The 26,382-nt window shown below is 57.4% G+C and carries 24 protein-coding genes; 16 read left to right on the top strand and 8 right to left on the bottom strand.

The genetic code is table 11. The annotated features are described in order from the left end of the window. The 9 genes from ACFFIY_RS04920 to ACFFIY_RS04880 all read left to right on the top strand — a co-directional run bounded on the left by ACFFIY_RS04920 (nucleotide 1) and on the right by ACFFIY_RS04880 (nucleotide 10,496). Complete coding sequence (locus tag ACFFIY_RS04920) at nucleotides 1-2,649, top strand: MMPL family transporter (RefSeq protein ID WP_354195740.1); 2,649 nt, start codon at nucleotides 1-3, stop codon at nucleotides 2,647-2,649. 265 nt (nucleotides 2,650-2,914) lie between these two features. Continuing rightward, the gene (locus tag ACFFIY_RS04915; protein WP_354195742.1) at nucleotides 2,915-4,138 is read left to right on the top strand and encodes an NAD(P)/FAD-dependent oxidoreductase; all 1,224 of its coding nucleotides are present in this window, start codon (nucleotides 2,915-2,917) and stop codon (nucleotides 4,136-4,138) included. A 299-nt stretch (nucleotides 4,139-4,437) separates the two neighbouring features. Beyond that, nucleotides 4,438-5,136, top strand: coding sequence for a 5-oxoprolinase subunit PxpB (gene pxpB, locus ACFFIY_RS04910; RefSeq protein WP_354195744.1), 699 nt, complete (start codon nucleotides 4,438-4,440; stop codon nucleotides 5,134-5,136). Further along, on the top strand, nucleotides 5,123-6,136 hold the full coding sequence (locus ACFFIY_RS04905) for a 5-oxoprolinase subunit C family protein (protein WP_354195746.1): 1,014 nt from the start codon (nucleotides 5,123-5,125) through the stop codon (nucleotides 6,134-6,136). The genes pxpB and ACFFIY_RS04905 overlap by 14 nt, the downstream gene beginning before the upstream one ends. Beyond that, on the top strand, nucleotides 6,136-6,897 hold the full coding sequence (locus ACFFIY_RS04900) for a LamB/YcsF family protein (protein ID WP_354195748.1): 762 nt from the start codon (nucleotides 6,136-6,138) through the stop codon (nucleotides 6,895-6,897). The genes ACFFIY_RS04905 and ACFFIY_RS04900 overlap by 1 nt, the downstream gene beginning before the upstream one ends. 198 nt (nucleotides 6,898-7,095) lie before the next feature. Then, on the top strand, nucleotides 7,096-8,301 hold the full coding sequence (locus tag ACFFIY_RS04895; protein ID WP_354195750.1) for an NRAMP family divalent metal transporter: 1,206 nt from the start codon (nucleotides 7,096-7,098) through the stop codon (nucleotides 8,299-8,301). A 195-nt stretch (nucleotides 8,302-8,496) separates the two neighbouring features. After that, a complete protein-coding gene (locus ACFFIY_RS04890) occupies nucleotides 8,497-8,919 on the top strand; it encodes a hypothetical protein (protein WP_354195752.1) in 423 nt (140 codons plus the stop codon). Between the two features lie 46 nt (nucleotides 8,920-8,965). Continuing rightward, entirely contained in the window at nucleotides 8,966-9,736 is a 771-nt protein-coding gene (locus ACFFIY_RS04885; RefSeq protein WP_354195754.1) for a hypothetical protein, read from the top strand. 58 nt (nucleotides 9,737-9,794) lie between these two features. Then, nucleotides 9,795-10,496 carry a hypothetical protein gene (locus ACFFIY_RS04880; RefSeq protein ID WP_354195756.1) on the top strand — a complete coding sequence of 234 codons (702 nt, stop codon included), beginning with the start codon at nucleotides 9,795-9,797 and terminating at the stop codon, nucleotides 10,494-10,496. A gap of 392 nt (nucleotides 10,497-10,888) precedes the next feature. Here the strand turns inward: ACFFIY_RS04880 and ACFFIY_RS04875 are convergent, their stop codons facing one another. Then, nucleotides 10,889-11,902, bottom strand: coding sequence for a DUF1646 family protein (locus ACFFIY_RS04875; RefSeq protein ID WP_354195758.1), 1,014 nt, complete (start codon nucleotides 11,900-11,902; stop codon nucleotides 10,889-10,891). A gap of 157 nt (nucleotides 11,903-12,059) precedes the next feature. Here ACFFIY_RS04875 and ACFFIY_RS04870 point away from each other — a divergent pair, with 157 nt between their 5' ends. From ACFFIY_RS04870 to ACFFIY_RS04855, 4 genes are all read left to right on the top strand, one after another. After that, a complete protein-coding gene (locus ACFFIY_RS04870; RefSeq protein WP_354195760.1) occupies nucleotides 12,060-12,605 on the top strand; it encodes a chromate transporter in 546 nt (181 codons plus the stop codon). Nucleotides 12,606-12,609: 4 nt separating this feature from the next. Next, the gene (locus ACFFIY_RS04865; protein WP_354195924.1) at nucleotides 12,610-13,146 is read left to right on the top strand and encodes a chromate transporter; all 537 of its coding nucleotides are present in this window, start codon (nucleotides 12,610-12,612) and stop codon (nucleotides 13,144-13,146) included. A gap of 26 nt (nucleotides 13,147-13,172) precedes the next feature. Continuing rightward, nucleotides 13,173-14,795, top strand: coding sequence for a gamma-glutamyltransferase family protein (locus ACFFIY_RS04860; protein ID WP_354195762.1), 1,623 nt, complete (start codon nucleotides 13,173-13,175; stop codon nucleotides 14,793-14,795). 249 nt (nucleotides 14,796-15,044) lie between these two features. Beyond that, nucleotides 15,045-15,356, top strand: coding sequence for a hypothetical protein (locus ACFFIY_RS04855; protein WP_354195764.1), 312 nt, complete (start codon nucleotides 15,045-15,047; stop codon nucleotides 15,354-15,356). 146 nt (nucleotides 15,357-15,502) lie between these two features. On the opposite strand, the gene ACFFIY_RS04850 is transcribed toward ACFFIY_RS04855, so the two are convergent. Beyond that, nucleotides 15,503-16,540: a PTS sugar transporter subunit IIC gene (locus ACFFIY_RS04850; protein WP_354195926.1), complete on the bottom strand. Its 1,038-nt coding sequence runs from the start codon at nucleotides 16,538-16,540 to the stop codon at nucleotides 15,503-15,505. A 168-nt stretch (nucleotides 16,541-16,708) separates the two neighbouring features. Between ACFFIY_RS04850 and ACFFIY_RS04845 the strand changes: the two genes are divergently transcribed. Next, the gene (locus ACFFIY_RS04845; RefSeq protein ID WP_354195766.1) at nucleotides 16,709-17,092 is read left to right on the top strand and encodes a SpoIIAA family protein; all 384 of its coding nucleotides are present in this window, start codon (nucleotides 16,709-16,711) and stop codon (nucleotides 17,090-17,092) included. A gap of 55 nt (nucleotides 17,093-17,147) precedes the next feature. On the opposite strand, the gene ACFFIY_RS04840 is transcribed toward ACFFIY_RS04845, so the two are convergent. Next, on the bottom strand, nucleotides 17,148-17,627 hold the full coding sequence (locus ACFFIY_RS04840; RefSeq protein WP_354195768.1) for a GNAT family N-acetyltransferase: 480 nt from the start codon (nucleotides 17,625-17,627) through the stop codon (nucleotides 17,148-17,150). Nucleotides 17,628-17,798: 171 nt separating this feature from the next. Here ACFFIY_RS04840 and ACFFIY_RS04835 point away from each other — a divergent pair, with 171 nt between their 5' ends. Next, nucleotides 17,799-18,092 (top strand): hypothetical protein, encoded by a 294-nt coding sequence (locus ACFFIY_RS04835; RefSeq protein ID WP_354195770.1) that lies wholly within the window; start codon nucleotides 17,799-17,801, stop codon nucleotides 18,090-18,092. Nucleotides 18,093-18,308: 216 nt separating this feature from the next. Next, nucleotides 18,309-19,262, top strand: a complete 954-nt coding sequence (locus ACFFIY_RS04830) for a patatin-like phospholipase family protein (protein WP_354195772.1) — start codon at nucleotides 18,309-18,311, stop codon at nucleotides 19,260-19,262. Between the two features lie 25 nt (nucleotides 19,263-19,287). Here ACFFIY_RS04830 and efeO read toward each other — a convergent pair whose 3' ends face one another. From efeO to ACFFIY_RS04805, 5 genes are all read right to left on the bottom strand, one after another. Continuing rightward, nucleotides 19,288-20,145 (bottom strand): iron uptake system protein EfeO, encoded by an 858-nt coding sequence (gene efeO, locus ACFFIY_RS04825; RefSeq protein WP_354195774.1) that lies wholly within the window; start codon nucleotides 20,143-20,145, stop codon nucleotides 19,288-19,290. Nucleotides 20,146-20,171: 26 nt separating this feature from the next. Further along, a complete protein-coding gene (locus tag ACFFIY_RS04820; protein WP_354195776.1) occupies nucleotides 20,172-21,920 on the bottom strand; it encodes an FTR1 family iron permease in 1,749 nt (582 codons plus the stop codon). After that, entirely contained in the window at nucleotides 21,895-23,160 is a 1,266-nt protein-coding gene (gene efeB / locus ACFFIY_RS04815; RefSeq protein ID WP_354195778.1) for an iron uptake transporter deferrochelatase/peroxidase subunit, read from the bottom strand. The genes ACFFIY_RS04820 and efeB overlap by 26 nt, the downstream gene beginning before the upstream one ends. A 177-nt stretch (nucleotides 23,161-23,337) precedes the next feature. Continuing rightward, nucleotides 23,338-25,080 carry a gamma-glutamyltransferase gene (gene ggt / locus ACFFIY_RS04810; RefSeq protein WP_354195928.1) on the bottom strand — a complete coding sequence of 581 codons (1,743 nt, stop codon included), beginning with the start codon at nucleotides 25,078-25,080 and terminating at the stop codon, nucleotides 23,338-23,340. 281 nt (nucleotides 25,081-25,361) lie between these two features. Further along, the gene (locus ACFFIY_RS04805; protein ID WP_354195780.1) at nucleotides 25,362-26,246 is read right to left on the bottom strand and encodes a glycerophosphodiester phosphodiesterase family protein; all 885 of its coding nucleotides are present in this window, start codon (nucleotides 26,244-26,246) and stop codon (nucleotides 25,362-25,364) included. Nucleotides 26,247-26,382 lie beyond the last annotated feature (136 nt).

Raw genomic sequence — 26,382 nt, 5'->3', positions numbered from 1 at the left:
TTGAAGAATATCATTAAATTCCGCTGGCCGATCTTCATCGTGCTGTCCGTGCTGACAGCGGTTCTGTTCGTCCTTTCGCCAAACCTGGCGGAACAGGCGGAAGAGGCAGGATCGTTCCAGCTACCGGGCGATGCGGATTCCCAGAAGGCGGCCGACCTGCTCGAAAAAGCCGGTGCGGCGGACGAGACGATTTCGCTCGTTTATCCTCTTGATGAAAAAGCGGATGACGCAACGAAGGAAGAGATCTCCAAAACGGCGGCCGACATCAAAGCGCTCGGCAAGCCGGTGACGGATGTGCTCGACCCGTTTGAAAACGAAGAACTTGAGAAGCAGCTCGTCTCAGAAGACGGCAAGACGGTGCTTCTGCCGATTACAGTCGACGGCTCTGATGAGGAGGTTGTCGAACTCGCCGAGAAGGTCAAGGCGGACATGGTGCCAAAAGACCGGAAAGTGTACATGACCGGCGAGGCGATCATCAACAACGACGTGAACCTGAGCGCACAAGAAGGCTTGAAGAAGACCGAGCTCATTACGGTCGGGCTCATCTTCGGGCTGCTGCTCATCGTGTTCCGGTCGCCGATCACTCCGCTCATCCCGCTGATTGCGGTCGGGATGACCTATTTGCTCAGCCAGTCGCTCGTTGCGTTTTTCGTCGACTGGTTCGGATTCCCGGTATCCAATTACACGCAAATTTTCCTCGTGGCGATTTTGTTCGGGCTCGGGACGGATTATTGCATCCTCCTGCTCAGCCGGTACAAAGAGGAGCTGCTGGAAGGGCATGAAGTGGAAGAGGCGATCGTCAATACGTACAAGACGGCGGGACGGACGCTGTTCATTTCCGCAATCGCCGTGTTCATCGGCTTTGCGGCGATCGGCTTCGCCCAGTTCCCGATCTTCAAGTCGGCCGTCGCGGTGGCGGTCGGTATTGCGACGCTGCTGCTCATCCTGACGACGGTTGTGCCACTGTTCATGATGCTGCTCAAGGACAAACTGTTCTGGCCTGCGAAAGGCAGCGCATCGCACAAAGACAGCAAGTTCTGGATCCGCATGAGCGGGCTGTCGGTCATGAGGCCGCTCTTGTCGATGGCGGTCGTGGCGATCATCACCGTGCCGATCTTGCTGACGTATGACAATGACCTTTCGTTCAATACGATCGATGAAGTCGACAGCAGCCGGGAGTCGGTGATGGGGCTGAACCGGATTTCCGACGCGTTCGGCGAAGGGGATTCCCTTCCGGTCGGCGTCATCCTCAAGAAAGACGGCAAGATCACCGATGAGGACGCTGTTCCGTATCTGGAACGGATCAGTGAAGATCTCGAGAAAGTGAAGGGTGTGAAAGACGTCCGGACGATCACCCGGCCGACGGGAGAACCGATTGAGGACCTGTATGTGGACCGCCAGATCGGCCTCATGGCAGACGGTCTGGATGGGGCCATCGACGGGATCGCCCAGGTCCGGGACGGGCTCGGCCAGGCGAAATCCGGACTCGATGACATGGCCTCACAGATTCCGTCGGGCGGCACGGATGCCGATTCGGGCCTCGGCCAGGCAGCATCCGGCATCGGCCAGATCAATGCGCAGCTCGGCCAGATCAGCGGAGGGCTCAAGCAGGGCATGCCCGCCGCGCAGGCAGCCGGTGCACTTGACGCGCTCGGCGGCGAACTCGGGAAAATCCAGTCCGCACTGAACGGAGCCGCCGGTGAACTGCAGTCGGCAGGCGGAACGATGGGACAGCTTGCCGGCGGTCTCGGCCAGTTGTCCGAAGGCATCGGCTCGGCGCAGGGCGGCCTCGGGGAAATCTCGGGCGGCCTGGACGATCTGGCGGCCATGATGCACGACATGGGCGACTCGCAGCAAGTCCGCGAGACCGGTGTGTTCATTCCGAAAGGGACGCTGGACAATGAAGAGTTCGCACAGGTGCTCGACCGCTACACGATCGACAACGAATCCGGCATCCTCATGGAAGTCATTTTGGATGAGGACCCGTATTCGCGCGAAGCGATCGGCACCGTGGATGAGATCAAGGACTCCGTGAAGAAGTCGGTGATCGGCACGCCGTTTGAGAAGGCGGACGTCTACTTTGACGGCATCTCGGTCATGAACTCCGATCTGAGCGACATCTCGTCGTCAGACTTCACCCGGACCGTCACGATCATGCTCGTCGGCCTGTTCGTCGTGCTGTTCATCCTGTTCCGCTCGGCGATCATGCCGCTTTACATGATCGGCTCGCTCCTGCTGACCTACTACACGTCGGTGTCCGTCACAGAGCTCATCTTCGTGAACGGCCTCGGCTACGACGGCATCAGCTGGGCGGTTCCGTTCTTCGGCTTCATCATGCTCATCGCGCTCGGCGTCGACTACTCGATCTTCCTGCTCGACCGCTTCCGCGAAGAAAGCATCAACCGCCTGAACACGAGGGACGCACTGGTGAAGTCAATGGCGAAGATGGGCACCGTCATCATCACGGCCGCCATCATCCTCGCCGGCACATTCGGCGCCATGATGCCGTCCGGCGTGCTCAGCCTCGTGCAGATTGCGACGATTGTCATCACCGGCCTCCTGCTCTACGGCCTCATCATCCTGCCGCTCCTCATCCCGGCGATCACCGTATCGTTCGGACGCGGCGTCTGGTGGCCGTTCAGGGGCTGATTCAAGAAAAGAATAGCTGCAGCCGGGCTGTCCGAATCGGGACGGCCCGGCTTTTTTTTGTGTCCGGGAAAAGGAAGATGCTCTCGGCGGTAAAGATCCTGTTCCGCAACAAGTTAAAAATAACGCTCCGGACGATAAAGATAACGTTCTGCGGGATAAAGACAACGCTTCCCGCGATAAAGATCACGTTCTGCGATTTTTGATTTGCAGGGGTGGTTCGCAAGACGAAAAGGGGAAGAGAAGAATATTCAGGGAGGGATCGGATATGGAGCTGCATGAAGGAAGACTGTTTTGGCCAGGGACGGTGGAGGGTGCCCGTCCGTTTAAAAAAAAGGAACCGGGCGGGCGCGTGTACGGGGCGGCCGTCATCGGAGGCGGTATGTCCGGTGCAATCACCGCCGCGGTGCTGAGCGGGGAAGGGCTTGATGTTGCCTTGATCGATGCGGGGCAGATCGGTGCCGGCAGCACGTCGGCGAACACCGGGCTGCTCCAATACTCAAATGACATCATGCTTCATGAACTGGCCGAAGAAATCGGCTGGGACAACGCGATCCGGTTTTACCGCGGCTGCACCGAAGCGATGGACGGACTCGGAAGGCTGGCGGAAAAGATGGATGCGGATTCCTCATACATAAGCCGGGCGAGTTTGTATTATGCAACCGATGAAGGCGACCGGGAAAAAGTTCGGCGCGAATATGAAGCACTCCGGAAGTACGGCTTCCGCGCGGATTACTGGGACAGCGCGGAAATCGGGCGCCGTTTCCCCTTCCAAAAGCCATGCGCCATCGTGACGCACGGAGACGCGGAGGTGAATCCGCTCGCCTATTGCCGGGGAGCGGCCCGCCTCGCCGAGAGCCGCGGAGCGGATGTGTTTGAGGAAACGAAGGTGAGCGGGCTCGTGCGCGACGACGGACTGATTGAAGTGTCTACCGGCCGCGGTCCGATTTTGGCGGAGCGGGTCGTCATGGCGACCGGCTATGGCCGCACTTTCCTCGCCGATCATTCGGTCAAGGACCTGAACCGGACATTCGCCATTGCGACCGAACCGGTGGTGGATCTGGGTTCTTGGACGGACCGCATGATGATCTGGGAAACGAAACGCCCTTATCTGTACGCGCGGACAACGGTCGACAACCGGATCATCATCGGCGGGCTCGACCAGGAAACCGCCTCGCTGCCGCATGACCGGGCGCGGACCGAAGAGAAAGGGGACCGGCTCAGATCCGCCCTGTGCGGCCTGTTTCCAAGTCTTCACGTGGAGGTCTCGCACGCCTGGGCCGCCGTCTTCGGCGAATCCGACGATAACCTTCCTGTGATCGGCAGGCACCCGGAAGAGGAGAACGTGTACTACCTGCTGGGCCTCGGCGGCAACGGCACCGTCTACAGCATGATGGGCGCGGAGGTGATCGCCGGATTGATGAAGGGGAAGAAAAGCCTTTTGAGCGAGATTGTGGACCCGGCGGGGCGTGCACGGTTCTGGAGGATGTGAGGGTGCGGAGTGATCGCGAGGAGATGAGGAGTCGGGAGGCGATGTGAATCGAGGAAAGGGCGGGTTAAGTCGTCCTTTTGCGCAAGAGACCGATTCCTGCTTGTAAGAGTCCGATTCTCTCGTTTAAGAGTCCGATTCCCGCACGTAAGAGTTCAATTCCCTCCCGTAAGAGACCGATTCCCCTTCCGAGTAAACCGATTCCCTCTCTGCGCAGACCGATTCCGACCGGATTCGACACGGCGGCTTGAATTGTGAGAGAATTCTACTTATACGTTTGTCATAGAAAGAGAGGGGTTGTGATGAAGTACGGGATGCATGCGCTCGGGGACAGCGCAGTGGCGGTGACGGCTGGGGAGCAGGCCGGTGAGGAAACGACGGCGGCTGTCCGGGCGATTGCGGAAGCGGTCGGTCGGGCGGCGCTGCCGGAAGTGACGGACGTCATCCAGGCGTACGTGAATGTGACGGTCTGCTACGATGCGTCGGGAGGCGTGACTCTTGAGGAGATGAAGGAACGGCTCTGTGACATCCTGAAAGACGTGCAGCCCGCTTCTCCGGAAACCGGGCGAACGGTGGAAATTCCGGTCTGCTACGGTGGGGAGTTCGGTCCGGACCTCCCGTTTGTGGCGGAGCACAACGGCCTCACCGAAGAGGAAGTCATCAAGATCCATTCGGCCGGATCCTACGACGTGAAAATGATTGGTTTCGCTCCCGGATTCCCGTTTCTCGGCGGGCTTGATGAGCGGATCGCCGCACCGCGTCGGCCGTCGCCGCGGCTCGAGATCCCGGCGCGGACCGTCGGAATCGCCGGGAGCCAGACGGGCGTGTATCCGATCGGAACGCCCGGCGGCTGGCAACTTATCGGCCGCACGCCGGTCGACCTGTTTCTCCCCGGAGAAGAAATCCCGAGCCTGCTGCGACCGGGTGACCGGGTGACATTCCGGCCGATCACACAGGAAGAATTCGACCGGAAGGAGGATGCACGCCATGATCAAAGTTGAACAGCCCGGCCTCCAGACATCCGTCCAGGACCTCGGCCGCCCGGGCTTCCAGCAGTACGGCGTCGTCGCGGGCGGAGCGATGGACACGGTGTCCCTCCGGATTGCAAACATGCTCGCCGGGAACGCCCCCGATTGCGCGGCGATCGAAGCCGCAATCTCGGGGCCGGCGCTTTTGTTTGAAGAAGACCGGCTGATCGCGATGGCCGGAGCGGACCTCTCGGCTGAAATCGGCGGTATGCGGGTGCCGATGTGCCGGCCGGTCGCAGTGAGAAAAGGGTCTGTGCTCCGGTTCGGGCGGCCGGTGTCCGGATGCCGGGTGTACATCGCCGTCGCCGGCGGCATTGACGTTCCCAAAGTGATGGGCAGCCGGTCGACCTATATGAAAGCGGGGATCGGCGGTTACAGGGGACGCCTGCTGCAGAAAGGGGACCGGTTGCCGGCGGGAACGCCTTCCGGAGCGGCCGCCTCAATCACGGTGAGGCTATTGGCAGAAGGGGCGGGCAATCCGTTTTCGGCAACAGACTGGTCGGTTGCGGAGGAATGCTGCACTTCTTTAAAAAGGGAAGCGGTTGTGCGGATGATGCGCGGGCCGCAGTGGGACTGGTTTGACGAAGCGAGCCGGGAGCGGTTTTTCGGAGAAGTGTTCACCGTTTCCTCGGAGTCGGACCGGATGGGCTACCGGCTGAAGGGTCCGTCGCTGCAGTTGTCCGAGCCGCGGGAGCTGCTGTCGGAAGCGGTCGTGCCGGGCTCAGTGCAGGTGCCGTCCGGCGGCAGTCCGATCTTATTGATGGCGGACCGGCAGACGACCGGCGGATATCCGAAGATCGGACAGGCGGCGACGGTTGACCTGCCGGCGATCGCCCAGCTTCCGCCCGGGGCGCGGCTGCGTTTTCAGGAAGTGAGCGTGGCGGAGGCCCAGGCGGCGCTCGTCCGGCAGGCAAGGGAACTGGCGGAACTGCGGGCGGCGGTTGAGTTGAAAATGAAAGGGGTTACATCATGATGGCATTTAAAGTGGATTTGAACTGCGACATGGGGGAGTCGTTCGGGGCTTACCGGATGGGCAATGACTCGGAGATCCTGGAGTTCGTGACGAGCGCGAACATCGCGTGCGGTTTCCATGCGGGCGATCCGTCGACGATGCGGAAGACCGTCCGGATGGCGCTGGAAAAGGGCGTCGGCATCGGAGCGCACCCCGGCACGCCGGACCTCGCCGGTTTCGGGCGCCGGGCGATGGCGCTGTCGGCGGAGGAAGCCTATGACCTGGTCGTGTATCAGATCGGCGCGCTCGATGCATTCGTCCGGTCCGAGGGAGGATCGATGCAGCACGTGAAGCCGCACGGCGCGCTTTATAATATGGCCGCGAAAGATGCCGGTCTGTCGGAGGCAATCGCCGAGGCGGTGTACAGGGTGAACCCGGAACTCGTTTTATTTGGCCTGTCGGGCAGCGAACTTGTTAAAGCGGGCGAGAAGGCGGGACTCCGGACCGCAAGCGAAGTGTTCTCCGACCGGACATACGGCCCGGACGGATCGCTCACCGACCGCCGGCAGCCGAACGCCCTGATCACCGACCCGGAGGAAGCCATCGCGCAGGTCATCCGGATGGTGAAAGAAGGCAAGGTCCGCGCGACCGACAACACCGATGTGGAATTAAAAGCCGACACGATCTGCATCCACGGCGACGGCACCGCCGCACTCGACTTTGCCCGGCGGATCTCGGCAGCGCTGCCCGGGGAAGGAATCGAAATCAGCGCCTTCAAATGACGGGGGGAGCGGTTGGTCTTAAGGTGAATTATTGAAAGCGTCTCACTCTGAGGAGAAAGCGACTCACTCGCGTCAGACTGCGACTCACTCGCGTCAGACTGCGACTCACTCACGGCCGATAGCGTCTCACTCGGAGGGCGTAGCGTCTCACTCGCCTCTCACTTCCACGTATACACGAACATTCACAGGGGGAAATCCATGAACAGCACATTGGATCAAAAGAAACAGAATCGCAGCATCCTGCTTGGGGCGGCGTTTCTCATGGCGACATCTGCGATCGGGCCGGGGTTCCTGACGCAGACGACCGTTTTTACCGAGCAATTGATGGCGAGCTTTGCATTCGTCATCCTCATCTCCATCCTGATTGACATCGCGGCGCAGCTGAACATCTGGCGGATCATCGCGGTGTCGGGGAAACGTGCACAGGACATTGCCAATGACGTGCTGCCGGGGCTCGGATACTTTCTTGCCCTCCTCGTCGTGATGGGCGGACTGGCCTTCAATATTGGGAACATCGGCGGCGCCGGACTCGGGACGAATGTCTTGTTCGGCATCGATCCGAAAGTCGGCGCCGTCATCAGCTGCCTGCTTGCGGTCGGCATCTTCATCGTCAAAGAAGCGGGCCGGGTGATGGACCGGTTCACCCAGATCCTTGGATTCATCATGATCGCCCTGACGCTCTACGTCATGTTCACGGCATCACCGCCTTATGGCGAAGCCGTGATCCGGACAGTGGCACCGCTTGAACTCGACGTGCTCGCCATCGTCACACTCGTCGGCGGAACGGTCGGCGGCTACATCACATTCGCCGGCGGGCACCGGCTGATCGATGCGGGCATCAAAGGAAAAGAGGCACTGCCTGAAGTGTCACGCGGCGCCGTTTCTGCAATCGGCATCGCCTCACTCATGCGGATCCTCCTGTTCCTCGCCGTTCTCGGCGTCGTCTCGCAGGGCCTCAAGCTCAACCCCGACAACCCGCCGGCGTCCGTGTTCCAGTTGGCTGCAGGGAATGTCGGCTACAAGATCTTCGGCGTCGTCATGTGGTCCGCGGCCGTCACCTCGGTCGTCGGCTGTGCCTACACGTCGGTTTCATTCATCCGGACATTCAGCGAGTGGATCGACCGCCATCACAAGAAGTTCATCATCGGCTTCATTCTCGTCTCGACGCTCGTCTTCGTCATTGTCGGACAGCCGGTCAAAATCCTCGTACTCGTCGGCTCGCTCAACGGCCTCATCCTGCCGCTCGCGCTCGGTGTCATGCTCGTTGCGGCTTACAAATCAAAAATCGTCGGCGACTACCGGCATCCGATGTGGCTGACCGTCATCGGGGCGATCACCGTCGTGGCAATGGCCATCATGGGCGTTTATTCGCTCATGAACGGAATTCCTCAGCTGTTCAAATAAAGAAAATCAAAACCGTCAAGCGGACTTCCTTCGGGAGGTCCGCTTTTAATTTTTATTTTAGGTCTATTTACATAAGAAGAGAACTATCAGTTTTGGTTAAATTAAGATTTTTGATAGATATTTAGTCATAGAGGGTGATAGAGCCGCATATACATATTAGGGCAGGGCAAATAGGGGCCGGAAGGGGGACAGGCTATGAAAAAGAGACTGGCTGCAACGGCAATCGCCCTGGTCGTCGGCGCAGGAGTCGTGCATGCGGCAAGCATGCCCGCAAGCTCCCTTTCCGGCTGGTACGAAGGTGCCTTCCAAAAGGAGAGTGAAAAACTCGCCGGAGCGGCGGGGGAAGAAATGGCCAGGCTGCTGGCCGGCATCGGGGCAAAAGTCCTGGAAGCCGGAGAATGGGCAGAAGAACAAGTCGTTTCGTTGACCGAGACGGAAGAACAACGCGCCGAACGGGAACTCAACGCCCGCACGGCTGAGATCCAGAGCCAGCTTGAACAAACGGCCTCCCGGCTTGAAGCCGAACTGAAGGAAAGCACCACCGACTCGAAACAACTGGAAGCGGAAATTGAAGCGGATGTCACCCGCATTCTGGAAGAAGTCCTGAACGAACACTAAGACATCCACAAAAACCATTACACGAAAAGATAGGGGAAATGATCAAATGATGAAAACAGTCAAAGGCAAACTCGTAGCAGGCGCCATCACAGTCGCACTCGTATCCAGCGCAGGAGGCGTGGTGTTTGGAGCGTCGGATGCTGGAGGGAAACTTCGTCAATGGTACGACAAACAATTTAACACTGCTTCAACCGAGCTTGCGTCGGGTGTGGCTGCTCATGGAAAGAAAGCGGCAGAAGATGCCTGGGATGAATACAGCACACTCAAGGATGGAGCGGGAAGCGATATTCTTGCACAGGGTACTGCCACTGGAAATGCTGCGAATGCTAACATTGAAGCCAACGCGGACGAACACATTGATTCATTGAAAATCGAGTATGGCAAGTTATTTGGAAAAGTGGAGGGCCAATTTGACGGGATTGAACAACTTACTAAGTTGGCAATTAAAGCTGCAGGTGACGAAGCGAAAAGACAAGCATTTAACGATTTAAACGGGTATACGAGTGAAAAGGGCAAAAAGGCGATTGCCGACTTAACTACACTTTTAGAGACGACGACAAATTCGAAAGCGGAAGAATTGGCAGAAACAATTCGAAACACCAAGCAAGGTTTGATTGATGAAATCGCCAAAAACAAAGATGCAACAGAAGCGGAGTTGAATACCGCAATCGACAATAAAGTAAACGAGCTTCGGACTTTGGTCACTACTGAGAAAGACCGCCTTGTGACCGCCCAGAAAACAGCAATCCAAAATGCCGCCGCCGGACTGGAAGCAGATGCTAAGAAAAAGATGCAAGACCTTGTAGACGGCATTTAATCCTAGTCAAATCCCAGGACCTCCTCAAAGAGGTCCTCTCTTTTAATGGAGGGACTATATGTACACGAAACTTCATAAACGCCTCGTGCTCGTGATCGGGTTCTGCTTGTGCGTCATGTTCGGGAGCGGCGTGGGGACGGCGCTCGCGGGGCAGGACGCGGGGACGATGCTCGAGAATTGGTTCAACGGGAAGCGGTCGCAGTCCGTGAATGAGATCGACGGGGCCATTACAGCGGAGAAAGAGCGGCTGATGGGGGAGCTCCGGCTGAAGCTCAATGAATCGATCGGATCGGCAGCCAATGAACTGGATGCCTTCACGGCCGCCGAGAAGCAACGCCGCGTCAAGGCGCTCAACGATTACGCGGCGTCCCTCATGGCGGGCATCGGCCAAGGGAACGCCGATTGGGGCAAGGACTCCTACCTTGCAGATGTTCAAAAAGCCGTGGACAAGGCGATTCAGGAAATCGACAAAGCGGCCGAAAAAGCCAAGAAAAATGCCGAAAAGAATAAAGGCAAGGAACAGGTGCCGGCAGCCGTCACGGAGCCGGTGAAGCAGGAGTCCCCTGCCGATCAGAAGCCTGCAGATCTGAAACCTGCCGAAAAGCCGGCCACACCGGCCCAATCTGCGCCCCCTGCGGAAACGCCTGCAACGCAGTCACCTCCCGGGACGCCGGCAGCAGAAACACCGGCTGAACCGGAAACCTCTGAGGATCCGACCGCTGCAGAGCCCGACGAAGCCGAAACGGGCGCAGCGCAATGATGGTTTGAATTTCAAGAAAATGGTCAAATGAATGCAACTGATCAGAGAATAACCAACACAAACGCCTCCCGGCTAACGGGAGGCGTTTTTAGCCATATGAATTCACTCACACCACTTATGCGCTCACTCGAGGCCAGTATGATTCCACTCGCCGCCCCAACGCGCTCACTCGCCAGCGATATGAATCCACTCATTCACCCGATCCCCATAAAGCACTACACCACAAGCTCCCCGGCCCAACCGACACGCCGAACTTCACCCACACCACGTATGCGCTCACTTGGGGAGGTATGATTCCACTCGCCACCTCTATGCGCTCACTCGAGGCCAGTATGGTTCCACTCGCCGCCTCAACGCGCTCACTCGCCCGCCATATTATCCCACTCACTCACTCACCGAATCCCGATAAAGTAATACACCACCAGCGCCACCAGTCCGACCGGCACGCCGAACTTCGCCCATTCCACGCTCGTGATCCGCAGTTTCCCCGCGGCGATGATGTTCGGAATGTTCCCCGGGATGAGCATGCCGCCGCTGATCAGCAGACCGAGGAGAATCGCGCGGATCGCGTCGTATTGCATGAGCGGGCTGATTTCCGCGGCGGCGAGTGTGGCGTTGTCGAGGACGGCGGAGAGCATGTTGATCCAGTAGAGAGTGCCCGGTGCGACGTCGGTGAGGTGTTCCCGGATGAGGGGTTCGAATCCGGCGCCGAGCAGGGTGAGGGCCATGACGAACACATACACGTTGAACGCACGGCCGAGCACGGAGAACACCGTCTCGCGCGCCTTTTCGCCGCCGGACACCGCCACCCGCTCCAATGGCGGATCCACCCAGACCGCGGCGAGCATCCCGAACAGCAAAATCGCCGTCAGCACATCCAGTCCGATCAGGTGAAATAAAAACGAAAAGTCCGCGCTGAGTTTTTTCACGGTGATCGTCGACAGGGGCTCGCCGATCGGGGTCAGGGCGGCCCCAAGGCCGATTGAATAGCAGGCAAGAATGACGAGCCGGATTTCGGACCGGCGTCCAAGCCGGAGGGCCGCGACGACGGTGACCAGGACGAGCGCGGCGATGATGGCCGTGATCATGCTGGAGACGAGCCCGAGCACCATGACGATGAGGGCATACAACAGCCGCTCGGGCATGATCCGCTGAAGCCACCGGACGCTTCCGTCGATCTGGCGCGTGAACATGCGGAACAGCAGCCCCGCGATCAGCACGGCCGCGGTGATGAGCAGCGGGTCGGACAGCGCGCGGCCGAGCAGCTCCCGCCCCCAAACACCGCTCACCAGCGCGGCCGCCGCCCCCATGACGAGAAGGAACCATTCGAGCCGCCGTTCCACGGCTTTGATTGCAAAAGGCAGGATCAGGACGAGGAATAGGATGATCAGCAGTCCGGTGGTCATCGGGCGCGCTCCTTTTCAGTAGACTCCTGCTATCATACGCGCGCCGCACGGCGGACATGCATTCGCCACGAAAGCAGACAAATTTATGCCCGCCTATTCCAGCAAATCGAAATGTTCGTTATACTAAATAGATGACTGCTATGAAAGAGTTGATGGTATGAATAAAGATTTGTTCATCGCGTTTTTCCGGGCGGGGATGCTCGGGTACGGCGGTGGGTTGTCCGCCATTCCGCTTATGCAGCGGGAGGTGGTGAACCGGTACAAGTGGATGGACGACGACGAATTTTCGGACGTGCTGGCGCTGTCGAATGCGCTGCCTGGGCCGATCAACACGAAGCTGTCCGGATATATCGGCTGGCGGGTGAACGGCTGGTCGGGGATGCTCATGTGCCTGCTCGCGACTGTGCTGCCGACGGCGGTGCTCATGATTCTCCTTCTGACGCTGCTCAATGCGTTCAAGGACAAGCCATTTGTGCAGGGGATGGCGAAAGGCGTCATTCCGATCGCAGGGGTCATGATCGGCGTCATGGCGCTCGACTTCCTGAAAAAATCCGGCCTCGGTCTCGGCTGGAAGCTGACGATTGGCCTGGCGGCGGCGAGCGTCATTCTCATCGAATTGCTCGGAATCCATCCGGCGATCGTCATTGCGGTGCTCATCGGGTCGGCGTTCCTTCCTTGGAACAAATGGAAGGGGGCGAAGTGATGTGCTGACTTTATATTGGCAGTTGTTCGTCTCCCACCTGACTGCGAACCTCCTGGGATATGGCGGTGGTCCCGCGACGATCCCGCTTCTCCAGCACGAAGTGGTCGACCGGCACGGCTGGATGACGAACGGCGAGTTCAGTGAGATCGTCGCACTCGGCAACGGGCTGCCCGGGCCGATCGCGACGAAGATGTCTGCATATATCGGCTATGACGTCGCCGGCATACCGGGTGCTATCATCGCCACATTTGCATCGGTCGCCCCGTCGCTCATCATGATGCTTGCACTGCTCGGAATCCTCATGAAATACAAGGAATCCCCGCAGGTGAAGCGGCTGACGAAAGTCGTCCGGCCGACGATTGCAGTGCTGCTCGGCGTCATGACGTACGATTTCTTTTTTGATTCGTTCACGGCGGCGGGATGGATCCACACGGTCATCCTGATTGTCGCCGGTTATATCCTGCTTGAAGTACGAAAAGTGAGTCCTACATACGTCGTCATCGGGGCGCTCCTGTACGGGGCGATCTTCCTCGGCGGCTGACCGATCAAACATAGGGGGAATTAATCATGGATTACTTGTATCATCCATTCACATCCAGGCGGCACACAGTGTTCGCCAAAAACGGCATTGTCGCCACCAGCCAACCGCTCGCAGCGCAGGTCGGCGTGGAAATCATGCGAAACGGGGGGAATGCGATCGACGCAGCCATCGCGACCGCTGCGGCATTGACGGTCGTCGAGCCGACGGGGAACGGCATCGGGGGCGACTCGTTCGCGCTCATCTGGACGAAGGGGAAACTGCACGGACTGAATGCATCGGGCCCGTCGCCTAAGTCGATCACCGCAGGGAAAGTGAAAGCTCTCGGTCATGACAATATGCCGGTCTACGGGGCGGTTCCGGTCACCGTGCCGGGCACGCCGGCTTCCTGGGCTGAAGTGTCCCGGAAATTCGGAAAGCTGAGCCTGCGCGAAACACTCGAGCCGGCGATCCGGCTTGCAGAGGACGGCTTCCCGCTCACACCAATATTAGGTAAATACTGGAGAATCGCCTACGATAAGTTCAAGGCGATGTCCGACAACAGCCCGGAGGAAGAAAAGATGTTCGCCGCGTGGTTTGAAACATTCGCACCGGACGGACGGCCGCCGGAAATCGGTGAAATGTGGAGCGCGCCGGGCCATGCAGATACTCTGCGCCAAATCGCAGAAACCGACGGGCGGGCGTTTTATGAAGGGCCGCTCGCCAGTAAAATCGCGGCGACCGTCCAGGAACACGGCGGCTTCCTGACCGAGGAAGATCTGGCCGGGTATGAAGTGAAATGGGTGGATCCGGTATCGACGAATTATCGCGGCTACGATGTATGGGAAATCCCGCCGAACGGCCAGGGAATGGTCGCCCTCATGGCGATGAACATCCATCAGGCCGACGGTGTCAAGCCGGTTTACGGTGACGTTGAAACGCTGCACCGCCAGATCGAGGCCATGAAACTTGCCTTCACGGATGGCAAGGCGTACATCACGGAAGAAAGCGAAATGCCGGTCACGGTGAAAGAACTGCTTTCGAAAGAGTATGCGGAAGAACGTGCGCGGCACATCGGCGAGCATGCGATGCTTCCGGAGCCGTACGATCCCGTGAAAGCAGGCACCGTATATTTGGCCACTGCAGACAATGAAGGGAATATGGTTTCCTTCATTCAATCAAACTACATGGGCTTCGGTTCCGGCGTCGTCGTGCCGGGAACGGGCATCGCGCTCCAAAACCGCGGCGCCGACTTCTCGCTTGATCCGGAGCATCCGAACTACCTGAAGCCGGGTAAGCTGTGCTTCCATACGATCATCCCGGGCTTTGTCACGAAAGACGGGGAAGCGGTCGGCCCGTTCGGTGTCATGGGCGGATTCATGCAGCCGCAGGGCCACTTCCAGGTCGTCTCAAACACTGTCGATTTTGACCTGAATCCGCAGGCAGCGCTCGACCAGCCGCGCTGGCAGTGGACAGGCGGTAAAACTGTCCATGTTGAACCGGACTTTCCGAATCATCTTGCCCAGGCTCTTCAGCGAAAAGGCCACGACATCCGCATCATGACGGATTCGGGAAGCTTCGGCCGCGGCCAAGTCATCTGGCGCGACCCCGAAACCGGCGTCCTCCAGTCCGGCACGGAATCTCGCACGGACGGCGCAATTGCGGTTTGGTAAGAGCGGATTGATCCGGCAGGAAGTGAAAGCGACACACTCGCAGGGGATAGTGACACACTCGGGAGTAAAAGCGTCTCACTCGTGCTCGATTGCGACACACTCAAGGGGAAAAGCGTCTCCCACTTTCCGCCATCCCGACAAAGAAGCATCCGGCCCGTCCGACGGGCCCGGATGCTTCTTTTCTTCTTCCACTAAAAGAAGGCTTTTTCTCATATAGTGGAGAACGTCCACTTCAAGGGAGGTGATGAGGTGAACCTCAATGAGCGGATCGCCAGGACAGTTCAGGGGGCGAGAGGCGGGATTGTGGATGATGTGCCGCTGGAGGATATCTTTCAAGATGAGTGGATCCGGACGCACACGAGTTTTGCGTCGTATGTGGAATTCGCACGCCAGGCACCGGAGACATTTCAGAGAGCGGCCACGCCGAAGAAAGTGAAGAAAAAGGAGATGGATCCTTTCATCCGCGCGCATTCCTGTTTTGAAAACTGGCAGGAATTCCTCAACCAGGCGGGGAAAGAGCTCGGAATCAAGCGGCTGAGAGAGCAGGGGTTTAATCTTTAAATGGGGTTATGCGACTCACTCGCACCCGATTGCGTCTCACTCACGCTCAAATGCGACACACTCAAGGGGAAAAGCGTCTCACTCACTTTCCGCCATCCAGACAAAGAAGCATCCGGCCCGTCAGACGGGCGCGGATGCTTCTTTTCTTAATCGAAGTTCAGTTTGTAGTCGTCGGCCTTGAGCAGTTTGAGCCGGCGGGAGAAGACGTAGATGAGGCCGATGTTGAGGGCGATCGGCAGGATAAGGAATGTGCCGAGCATGATGGCAATGTTTTCGATGGACCATCCGCCGTCGGCGAGTTTAATATAGTTGAGCGGGCCGACGAGTCCGGATAAGCCGAAACCTGCGCTGTACGGGGTGCCCTGGATGTTCAGGACGCCGGCGAGGCCGCCGAGCACGGCTGCGGTGATCATCATGGGGAAGGCGATTTTCGGTTTCATCAGGAAGTTGCGCATCTGGATTTTCGGCGAGCCGAGGACGTGTGCGAGTGCGGTGCCGAGCGAATTCGCCTTGTAGCTTGCGATGGCGAGTCCGACGCCGGCCGCAACGATTCCAAGGTTCGCTGCACCCGCTCCGATGCCCGAAAGCATAATGACTGTGGCGACGCCGACCGTCGAAAACGGCGAAAGAATCAGGACGCAGAAGACGACTGCGATGGCGGCACCCATAAAAACGGGTTGCAGTTGCATGAGGAATGCAACACCATTGCCGACGAGTCCCGAACCCCCGCGGACGAGCGGCAGGATGGCATAGCCGATCATGCCGGGGACGAGAATGGTCGCAGTCGGAATGACCAGGATGGCGTATTCGCGCATCTTGTCACCGAGAATCTTCACGAAGATCACGGCGAGCGCCGAGGTGATGCCGATATTCAGCGTCGTGCCGATTCCGTTTAGTGTGAACAGGCCGTCCGCGGTTTTTATGATGGCGCCGCTTCCGATCATCGCGGCAATGCCGATGCTGGCGGTCTGGATCGGGGACAGTTTAAATGACACGCCGACCATGACGCCGATGATGACCGGCAGCAGGCTCATGACGTAGACGGTGATGTCGAGCAGGTTCTGAAGAGAAGGGAAATGGGGGATGAGCAGTTTCAGAATTTCCCCGAGCAATGCATTGGGAATCAAGGCGACGACAATCCCGATGCTCATGCCGTTCAGCAGTTTCGAGAAGAAATCTTTCATGGTGGCCAGGCTCCTATCCGGGATGATGTTCTTCATTATAGAAGCACAGAAATGTCGGGTCAATGGGTATTTTCAAAATATTCAATGTAAACGTTTTCTTCGGATGGCCGTACAGATGTTTTTGGTTAGCTTGATGGCCGGAGGGGAAGAAAGGAATTATCAGATCTTATGCGGAAAGGGAGCGGTGTCATGCTGACATTCAAGCCAAGCCAAAATGCCCAGACAGTTGCATTCGAGTTCGACGGGCGCCTGACGAAAGAAGACGTGTTGAAAATGGAGGAAGTCCTGCAGCAGAAATACGAGGAAGGGGGCACATTCAACCTGTTCGCCGAAATCGGAACGATCGACTTCGCCTCGATTCCCGAAGCTCTCCGCGATGTGCAGGTCGAGATGGCGCACTGGATGGCGTTCGACAAAGTTGCTCTCATGAGCGAGCAGAACTGGCTCGACTTCGCCGCCGGTTTCGGCATGGACGAAATCGCCCGCGAGCGCGCGCGGTATTTCCGGCCGGGTGAATATGAGGAAGCGTGGGCGTGGCTGGGGGAATCGTGATTTTTGGGAATAGAAGAGGACGGCACAGACAATCTGTGCCGTCCTTTTGGTTGAATCAAAACTCCATCAAATACCACCGGTCCATCGTACCGTGTTCGGATCCTTCAAGCGGGTGTTCGAGCCTGCGGAAGCCGAGCCGTTCGTACAGCCGGTTCGCCACTTGGAGCTTTTCCATCGTTTCCAGGTAGCAGGCCGAGTAGTGCTGCCTCGCAAAGCCGAGCGCAGTTTCCATCAGATGTTTGGACAGGCCTTGGCCCTGGGCTTCCGGCTTGATGTAAAGTTTCTGCAGTTCGCCGACGCCCGGATGCTTCGGGGAGAAGGGAGCGATCCCGACGCCGCCGAGCACTTCTCCTTCATCATTGGTGAGCGTCCAATACCGGGCGTTCGGCTGTTCCTCGTAGAAGTGCGACAGGCTGCCGAGCTGGGGATCAAAATACGCCGTGCCGGGGATATCCAGTCCGACAGATTCCAGCGAGTGTTTGATGATCTGTTCCAGCGCCCGGTTGTCTTGTTCGTTGATTTCCCGGATGTTCATCGTTTGATTCTCCATTCTGTAGGTAGTGGGCTGTAATGATTTCAATGTAGCGCGGATGGCCGGGAAAGACAATAGTTACGGGAGAGTTCGGAGGACCGGTGTGTTTGGAGGAAGAACTTTCCTCGCCGGTTGGCGTTCTTTTAGATGAAGGCAGTAAAGGAGGGAGTTTGATTGGAATTCATTTTTCTGAGACCGGTTTATATCGTTCTGCTCGCGGCTTTGATTGTGCTGGGGGTTCTGATTCTGTCAGGGGTCCGTGCGGTGAACGGACTGACGCTGTGGAGCGTTGTCGCCTTGGCCTCTGTCACGGCGGCCATTTGTTTGTGGCAGACCGGGATCATCGCGGATGAGCTGAACCTGGCAGGTGATGAAGTGTCGTTTTACTTGGCGATAGCCGTCTGGGGACTCGCTTTGTTTGATATCGGTCTGTTTTTGAAGAAAAGATTGAAACCATCAACGTTCTAGCGAATACAGTCAACGTTTACGCGGATACAATCAACGTTCCGGCCGATACCATCAACGTTTTCACGAATACAATCAACGTTTCGACGGACACCATCAACGTTCTTGCGGATACAGTCAACGCCCCTCCGAAAACTGTCAATGTTCTGCCCCAAGTTCTAAATTTCCTGCGGGTCGCCTACTGTATAGGAAGGAATCCTTTTTGAAAGGGGCGGGGCCGTGCGGATTGACGGGGTGTTTTCGGGGGGCGGGCTCAAGGGGCTGGCGCTGGTCGGGGCGTTTGAGGAGCTGGAGCGGCAGGGGATGGAGTTTGCCCGGGTGGCGGGGACGAGCGCGGGGTCGATATTGGCTGCCTTCATCGCGGCGGGCTATACCGCGGATGAAATCGGGGAAATGCTGTCCGAGCAGGATTTCGGCGAGCTGCTCGACCGGCGCCATGCATTCATTCCGCTGCCTTTCATGAAGTGGGTGAATCTGTATTGGCGGATGGGGCTTTATAAAGGAGATGCGCTGGAGGACTGGTTCACGGAAAAGCTGTTGGAAAAGGATGTGTACACGTTCGGCGACCTCGCGCCTGGCCGGCTCAAGTTGGTTGCGTCGGATTTGACGAACGGGCAGATGATCGTGTTGCCGGATGACCTGAAGAAGTACGGCATCCCGCCTGATACGTTCCCGGTCGGCCGGGCTCTCCGGATGAGCTGCGGCATTCCGTATTTCTTCGAGCCGGTCCGTCTGTTCACGAAAGAGGGGGACGCGATTATCGTTGACGGCGGCGTGCTGAGCAACTTTCCGCTCTGGATTTTCGACGATCCGAACGGCAAGCGGGAGCGGCCGGTGATCGGCCTGAAGCTGAGCCGCAGCGAAGAAGACAAGACCCCGCGCAAGATCCACAACGCGCTCGACCTGTTCGAAGCGCTGTTTTCGACGATGAAGAACGCACATGACGAACGCTATATCCAGAAAGACCATGCCAAGGATATCGTCTTCATCCCGATGGACGACGTCAAGGCGACCGACTTTGACATGGGGGACGAACAGATGGAGTTGCTCATGCAGCGGGGACGCGACCGGACCCGGCTGTTCCTTGAGACATGGCGTTTCACGGCACCTCCGATATGGCGGCCGGTGCAGAAGATAAATTCCGCATCCACCTACAAAAAGGCCGTCCCGTAATCGGGGCGGCCCTTCGCGATTTTGCTTATTCTATTACGATGCCCATCTGGGAAAGCGGTTCGCCGAGCTGGTTAACGGCGGATGCGAGTTCCTGGGTGTCTTCCGGCGTCAGTTCTTCATAGGACACATAGCCGCCGTCCGCTGTTTCATACTTGGCGAGAAGGGTGTTCACTTTGTCGAATTTGTCTTCAATGTTCTGGGCGAGTGATTCGTCCCGCTCTTTGATCTTCGACTCGAAAATGCGGAAAATTTCTTCCGCTCCTTCAATGTTTGCCTTGAAGTCGTAGAGATCGGTGTGGGAATAGATCTCTTCCTCGCCTGTGATTTTCGAAGTGGACACTTCGTTGAGCAGGTCGACGGCGCCTGCAGTCATGAGGTCGGGCGTTACCTCTACGGTCTCCACGCGTGCCCGCAGTTCCTTGGCGTCCGCGATCAGTTGATCGGCGAACTCTTCGTAGCCGGCTGTTTTGTTTTCTTCCCAGAGGCCATATTCAATGCGGTGATAGCCGGTCCATTCCTCTTCGCCTTCTCCGGCGTCCTGGACGTCAGCAAGCCGTGCGTCGATCTGCGGGTCCAGATCTCCGAAGCTTTCGGCAATCGGTTCGGACCGCTCGAAAAACATGCGGGCTTCCGGATAAATGGCTTTGGCTTTCTCAATGTCACCTTCCTTGACGGCATTGACGAATTTTTCGGTTTCGATGACGAACTGATCCAGCTGATCGACGGCGAACTCCTTGTATTGTTCGACTTCCGCGCTCAGATCAACCGCGGGGGCGTCTGCGGGTGCAGGTTCGGCCGCGACAGAGACGCTGTCGTCTTGCCCGCAGGCTGACAGCAGAAGTCCGGTGAGCAGAACAGATGTGTACAGCACTTGCTTTTTCATGAGAGGGCTCCTTTTAAGAAAAAATTTTAAGCTTCGGACGCGGCGGTCCGTGCAGTTGTGCGCTTCTTGTACAGGGAGGCGGCTGCAATCAGGCCGATCAGCAAGACTTGCGCGGCGACCGGTTCAATGGACGGGTACAGGCCGATCAGGCTGCTTGCCGGCATGCCGGCGATGAAATGGCTCGGAAGTACATTCGTCAACTGAAGGGTATGGATGCTCGCGCCGACAATCTTAAAGGCGAGCAGATAAATCAAAAGGCTTGCAGCGCCGAAGAACAGATGCATCGGCAGCTTATGGCTCGCCTTCATGAACAGAACGGCGACGGCAACAAGGATGGCAAGTGCAATGCCGATCCCGAACAAGAACCGTGACGCCGGCATGTTCGGAGCGAGTCCTGCGTAAAAGACCATCGTCTCGGCACCTTCCCGGAAAACGGTGAGAAAACTGATGGAGGCCATCACCCATATGCTCTGGCTTGAAAGAGCATGATCCATCTGCTTGGAGATATAGCGGTTCCAAGCATCTGCCGATGACTTGCCGTGCAGCCAGACACCAACGCCGAGCATCATGGCGGCCGCAATCAGCCCTACCCATCCTTCCATCAACTCGCGGCTCGTTCCAATCGTTGACGAATAAAGAAGTGTTGACATGAGGACTGCCGCCCCGATACTTGCGAGGATGCCAGCACCCGCCCCGGCATAAATATATTTGTTGAACCTGGTTTGTCCGGCTTTTTTCAGAAAGGCGATGAGCGCCGAGATGATGAGCAGAGCTTCCAGGCCCTCCCTGAGCAGGATGGTGGCAGCATCCCATGCCGTGTAATTCGTTTTCTCTTGCAAGTAGCCGATCTGCTGATGCAATTGATCCACGTCATGCAGGACGGCGTCCGTGTCTGCGGAAGGCCGGGTCAATGCACCGGCGAGGCGGGGGATGTCTGTTTCGATCTTTGAGTAGAGTCCGGCGTTTTTCGTCCGGATTTCTCCTTCGACAGAAGGCCAGACGACGATGAATTCTTTCAGTGCATCACTTGCGCCTGACGGATTCCCTTCCTTGATCTGCTGTTCGCTTTTTTCAAGAAGAGCCAGCAGCGTGTCGATGGATGCGACATTTGCACGGGCGGGAGCAGCCGCCGTCCCATCGCTGAAATTCCGGATGGACTGCTCGAGGCCAGCATATTCCGACTGCAGTGTGTTCAGATCCGGCTCATCTTCGGCAAGGGCGACACGGATGAAGGCCATCCGGGTCTCGATCTGGCCGTAGGCCGCCACGTCATATTCGCGGACCGTCCGCTCATTGCGCGTCCATTTCGAGGAGAACCGGTCATATGCCTGCCGGACGGCCGCCGGGTCGTTTTGATCGATTGCCTGTCCAATCTCTTTGACGGCAGGGGAGACGGCTTCAAAGAATGCCTGGCGTTCGCTTTCCTCTTCATCGGGCTTTCCCGCCTGTTCGTAGGCGGTGAGAGACTTGGACAATTCACTCAGTGAAGCCAGCCGGTCCTCATCGTTTTTTGAATTGAGCGCGCGGTCGAGCGCCTGCTCAATATGATCAGTCTCTTTTCCCGATTCAAGGCCGAGGGCAGACCAGTCGTGTGCGAACTTTTCGAGCGCTTCCGCCGCTTTCGCAGGCTCGCCTTTCTTTGTGCTCAGGATGGCATCGGTGATGGAAATATAAAGCGGTCCGACGTTTGGCGCTGCGTGGACGAGCGGTGCCATGAACAGCAGAAGCGCAAGGGCAGGAAGCAATAATTTAAATGGATGCAAATAAGCTTTCACCGATGTAGCCCCCTTTCCGGATTCCCGGGAAGCAGGCGAACAGTGCGCTTCCTCGATGGGTGATGTATTCGTTCAGCTTGTCGGCACGCCCCAGAGCATTCTGGATGGCGATGAATTGCTTCGGATGCTTCTGGAACGAGATGAAAAGCAATCCGGCATCGTAGGCGCCTGTTTCGGCAACGAGGCCGTCCGAATAGGAATAGCCGCGCCGGAAAATCGACTCTTTTGCCTGACGGGCCAGTGCCATATGTGAGTCTGCCGGGATGACAGGATTGCCGCTGATGTCTTTCTCCTCCAGATCAACGGAGTCAAACTCTTTTTTCTTGCCGAGCGGTGCTCCGCTGTCCCGGTGGCGGCCAAATGTTTTTTCCTGATCTTTCAGTGCGGTCCTATCCCAGGTCTCCAGGTGCATCTGGATGCGCCGGACTGCCAGGAATGTCCCGTTCGTCAACCATCCTGCCGAGTCACCGGGCCGAACCCAGACGACTTTGTTCATTTCCTTGTCGTTTGACGGGTCCGTGTTCACCGATCCATCTTTGAAGGCAAACAGATTCCGTGGCGTCTCGCCGGGTTTTCCGCTTTTGCGGGCGGGCAGGAATCCGGCTTGGGTCCACTTCAGACGAACTTTGCCGGAAGCTGCACGAACAAGATTGCGGACGGCATGGAAGGCAACTTGAGGATCATCCGCACAGGCCTGAATGCATAAGTCCCCGCCGGAGTAAGCGGGATCGATCTGATCCCCCGGGAAATGCGGGAGATCGGCAAGTTCATCGGGTTTTTTGTGTTTGATTCCAAGCTTTTCAAAAAGAGAGGGGCCGGCGCCGAACGTCAAGGTCAAATTAGAAGCGTCCAATCCGGACGATTCACCGGTATCAGCCGGCGGTCTGGCATTGCCGACGGGTCCCTCAAGCATCTCGCCGTTCATGAGACGGTCGGCAATCGGCGTCCAATCCTTGAACAGGTCACGAAGTTCACTTTCAGAATGAATCAACACTGAAAGCGAGGCGAAATATACATGTGAAGGGGGAGGGGTCGCAATTCCGGGCTGATGCTTTCCATAAAAATCGATTTTGTTGTCAGCTGTATCGTCATCGTCAAAAAAGTCGAACCCGATCGCACGGGCGGCGCTCCCAACACCGGAAAGAGCCGCCGTGGCACCGAGAATGCCCACGCCTGATATCTTCAGCATATCCCGGCGGGAGATTTCTTTTTTCCATAGATCATTTGTTTTGCTTTTCATGCTTCTCACTCCGCATATCAAGACATGGATTCAATAAAACAGGTCATTATCAATGATAATCATTTTCAGTTAGGTGTCAAATTGATTTTTATGGTAACCGGAAATCGCTGAATGTGAAGAAGACAATGAAAAAGCCAAGCTGCCCCTGACCGGGCGGCTTGGCCTTATGTTCGCAACTCATTTAGTTCCGCGTTTTTTCCCTTTCAGTTCCACTCCGACGGCCGATCCGCTTCTGCTGGAGTCCGCCACGCCGAGGAACATGCCGGTGTCATGATCAATCCGGATGCTCTGGACGTTACCGATCGTCGTCGGGGCAGGGCCGAACCGGTGGCCCATCGCGTTCAGATGCGAAAGGACATCCGCTGGAACGCCGTCTTCGTATCGATACGATGTGAGGCTGTTCGTGTAGATGCGAGGCTCTTCAACGGCGTCTTTCAAGTCCATGTCATACTCGATCGCATAAAGAATCGTCTGGAGGACCGACGTGATGATCGTCGGGCCGCCCGGCGATCCGACGGTAAGCACCGGCTTGCCGTCTTCGTAAACGATTGTCGGCGTCATGGAGCTGAGCGGACGCTTGTAAGGCTGCACTTCATTCGCACCGCCCGGAACGGCGTCAAAGTCGGTGAGTTCGTTGTTCAGCACAATGCCGTAGCCAGGTACGACGATTCCAGAGCCGAAGAGCTGCTCGATTGTGGTCGTATAAGAAACGACATTGCCGTACTTGTCGGCGACTGTAAAGTGGGTCGTTTCTCCGTATTGGGTGTTTTCCGGCTGGGCGACCGCGGCAACCGGATCACCGTCTGTTTCATACTTCCACGGGTCGCCTGCGGCCGGATTCGGATTCACCCTGTCCAGGGAAATCAATTCACGCCGCTCATCAATGTAGCGCGGGTCAAGCAGGCCGCTGACCGGTACATCGACGAATTCCGGATCGCCCGCATAGGCAGCCCGGTCTGCGTAGGCGAGGTGCATCGTTTCAGCGAGCAGGTGGTACTTCTCCCACGACTTTACGTCATATTGGGACAAGTCGAACCCGTCCAGGATGCCAAGCATCTGAAGGAGAAATACGCCGCCGGAACTTGGGGGCGGCATGCTGGCGATGTCATAGCCTTTGTACTTGCCCCAGATCGGCTCATCGATCGTCACGTCATAGCGGTCAAGGTCATCCGCTGTCATCGAACCGCCCGCTGCCTGGACAGTCTTTGCGATCGCGTCTGCGACCGGACCTTCATAGAACACGTCCGGACCTTTTGCCCGGATCAGCTTCATCGTCTTGGCCAGGTCTTTCTGGACGAGCAGGTCGCCTTCCTTCAGCGGCTTTCCGTTCCGGTCAAAGAAAATATGTCGGCCGTACGAGCGCTTCAGTTTTTCTTCATTGTCCGAAATCGCTGCCGCCAAAACCGGGTCGATGGCAAAGCCTTTATCTGCCAGCTGGATGGCGGGCCCGATCAGTTTTTCCAACGGCCGGCTCCCCCAAGTGTCAAGCGCCTCTTCAAGCCCCTTCAACGTGCCCGGGACACCGACGGATGTTCCGTGCATGACCCGCTCGTCAAACGGCACCGGCTTCCCGTTCTCATCGAGGAACATGTCCGGCGCCGCTCCGCCCGGCGCTCGCTCCCGGCTGTTCACAATGGTCGTCTCCCCGGTCTCCCCGTCATGCACCATCATGAATCCGCCGCCTCCGATGCCGGACATCATCGGCTCGGTGACATTCAGCGCAAACTGGATCGCGACAGAGGCATCGATGGCATTGCCGCCCTGTTTCAGGATATCCGCCCCGATCTGCGTGGCGAGCGGATGAGCAGTCGCAACCATGCCGCCGTTCGCCTCGGCAACCTCCGGAAAGCTGTCATAGTCGATCCTGTCAAACTTTTTGGCGTCGGCCGCAAGCGGGGCAGACCCGAGGACGAGGGACATGCTGAGCGCTGCCGCAGCCCATTTCTTTTTGATCAACGTCCATTCCTCCTTCGTGTAATAGAGTTCCTCCTAAACATAAGAAACCGCCTGCAACATATGCAAGCGGTCTTGCTCGGTGTTCAGAAAATTGAATCTCCGGTCACGGGAGGTCTGCACATGTAGAGGCAGTTCGGCCCAATTGAAACATAGGACAAGGGCACTGTCTTAACAATCACTAACATCTCCTTCACACTCTCTCAACAAAAAGGAGATATTCTGATATTAGCGCCGGATACATATGCTCAATGTCGCTGCGACAGACGGACAGCGGCATCCGGCCGGTCGGTGAAAATGCCGTCGGCCCCCATGTCGATGAATTTTTGGATTTCGTCTTCGTCATTGACTGTGAAAATGTGGACAGCAAGGCCCGCATCGTGCATCTTTTCGATGAAATCCGAATGGGCGGAGGCGGCCGGGATGCCGACGCCGGAAGCATAGCCGGCGAGTTTGCGGACGGTGGATGAGGAAAGATGCGCTTCTCCCTTGAATGAATACAGCCGGATGAGCGGGATGTCGGGCCGAAGTTCATGCAGCCGGATCAGGCTTTGTTCGCTGAATGACTGGAGGATGACGCGCGGCAGGCCCTCCGGATCAGATTCAACGTCTCTCTCTCCGATGATTCCGTAGGCGGTGAGGTCCCGCAAGACTGCTTCTTCCATCTCGCCCCATTTACCGGGGTCCTTCAATTCGATGTAATAATTCGCCGTGTTGCCGAAACGAGACAACACATCGGACAGGCCGGAAAAGGTGACGCCGGCAAAGTCGGGATCGGCAATGCCCGGATTTTCTTCATTGAAATGATTTCCGTAGGGGATGCGCCTCATCTCATCCAGCGTCAGGTCGCGGACGCGCTCCGGCATGCCCGCAAGCCGGTCGAGGCGGTTGTCGTGGATGACGGCCAGCTGTCCGTCCCGTGTCATCTGCAGATCAAGTTCTATATAATCGGCACCCATTTCGTCGGCCAGCAAGTAGGCGGGGATGGAGTGCTCCGGACGGTAGGCGGAAGCTCCTCGATGGGCAATGGTGAGAAACCGGTCATCGGGCAACAGTACCGGATCGCCCGCATCCGCCGAACATCCCGAAAAAATCGAAAGGATGGCGAGCCATCCAAACATATTACGGATCAACCGGTCAGCCTCCCTTCATCTATTAGCATTCTACTGCACGGATTTCAAAAATCCAATAATTGCTTCGTAAGCGGTTGTGTTTCCACCCGGTGTTCGGTACGATATTAATATCAGACTATTTTAAAATAGGGATACA

This window comes from Bhargavaea ullalensis (assembly GCF_042432615.1).
Classification (GTDB): domain Bacteria; phylum Bacillota; class Bacilli; order Bacillales_A; family Planococcaceae; genus Bhargavaea; species Bhargavaea ullalensis.
The sequence above is the reverse complement of the archived record's forward strand: the minus strand, read 5'-3'. Positions and strand labels throughout refer to the sequence as shown.

What these genes read in the sequence shown, in the direction of transcription:
- efeB (WP_354195778.1), bottom strand. Translation starts at nt 23,160, where the DNA reads ATGAAAAGCAAAACAAATGATCTATGGAAAAAAGAAATCTCCCGCCGG.
- ACFFIY_RS04900 (WP_354195748.1), top strand. Translation starts at nt 6,136, where the DNA reads ATGGCATTTAAAGTGGATTTGAACTGCGACATGGGGGAGTCGTTCGGG.
- ACFFIY_RS04885 (WP_354195754.1), top strand. Translation starts at nt 8,966, where the DNA reads ATGATGAAAACAGTCAAAGGCAAACTCGTAGCAGGCGCCATCACAGTC.
- ACFFIY_RS04850 (WP_354195926.1), bottom strand. Translation starts at nt 16,540, where the DNA reads ATGAAAGATTTCTTCTCGAAACTGCTGAACGGCATGAGCATCGGGATT.
- ACFFIY_RS04895 (WP_354195750.1), top strand. Translation starts at nt 7,096, where the DNA reads ATGAACAGCACATTGGATCAAAAGAAACAGAATCGCAGCATCCTGCTT.
- ACFFIY_RS04860 (WP_354195762.1), top strand. Translation starts at nt 13,173, where the DNA reads ATGGATTACTTGTATCATCCATTCACATCCAGGCGGCACACAGTGTTC.
- pxpB (WP_354195744.1), top strand. Translation starts at nt 4,438, where the DNA reads ATGAAGTACGGGATGCATGCGCTCGGGGACAGCGCAGTGGCGGTGACG.
- ACFFIY_RS04845 (WP_354195766.1), top strand. Translation starts at nt 16,709, where the DNA reads ATGCGGAAAGGGAGCGGTGTCATGCTGACATTCAAGCCAAGCCAAAAT.
- ACFFIY_RS04870 (WP_354195760.1), top strand. Translation starts at nt 12,060, where the DNA reads ATGAATAAAGATTTGTTCATCGCGTTTTTCCGGGCGGGGATGCTCGGG.
- efeO (WP_354195774.1), bottom strand. Translation starts at nt 20,145, where the DNA reads ATGAAAAAGCAAGTGCTGTACACATCTGTTCTGCTCACCGGACTTCTG.
- ACFFIY_RS04915 (WP_354195742.1), top strand. Translation starts at nt 2,915, where the DNA reads ATGGAGCTGCATGAAGGAAGACTGTTTTGGCCAGGGACGGTGGAGGGT.
- ACFFIY_RS04880 (WP_354195756.1), top strand. Translation starts at nt 9,795, where the DNA reads ATGTACACGAAACTTCATAAACGCCTCGTGCTCGTGATCGGGTTCTGC.
- ggt (WP_354195928.1), bottom strand. Translation starts at nt 25,080, where the DNA reads ATGTCCCTCGTCCTCGGGTCTGCCCCGCTTGCGGCCGACGCCAAAAAG.
- ACFFIY_RS04890 (WP_354195752.1), top strand. Translation starts at nt 8,497, where the DNA reads ATGAAAAAGAGACTGGCTGCAACGGCAATCGCCCTGGTCGTCGGCGCA.
- ACFFIY_RS04840 (WP_354195768.1), bottom strand. Translation starts at nt 17,627, where the DNA reads ATGAACATCCGGGAAATCAACGAACAAGACAACCGGGCGCTGGAACAG.
- ACFFIY_RS04875 (WP_354195758.1), bottom strand. Translation starts at nt 11,902, where the DNA reads ATGACCACCGGACTGCTGATCATCCTATTCCTCGTCCTGATCCTGCCT.
- ACFFIY_RS04905 (WP_354195746.1), top strand. Translation starts at nt 5,123, where the DNA reads ATGATCAAAGTTGAACAGCCCGGCCTCCAGACATCCGTCCAGGACCTC.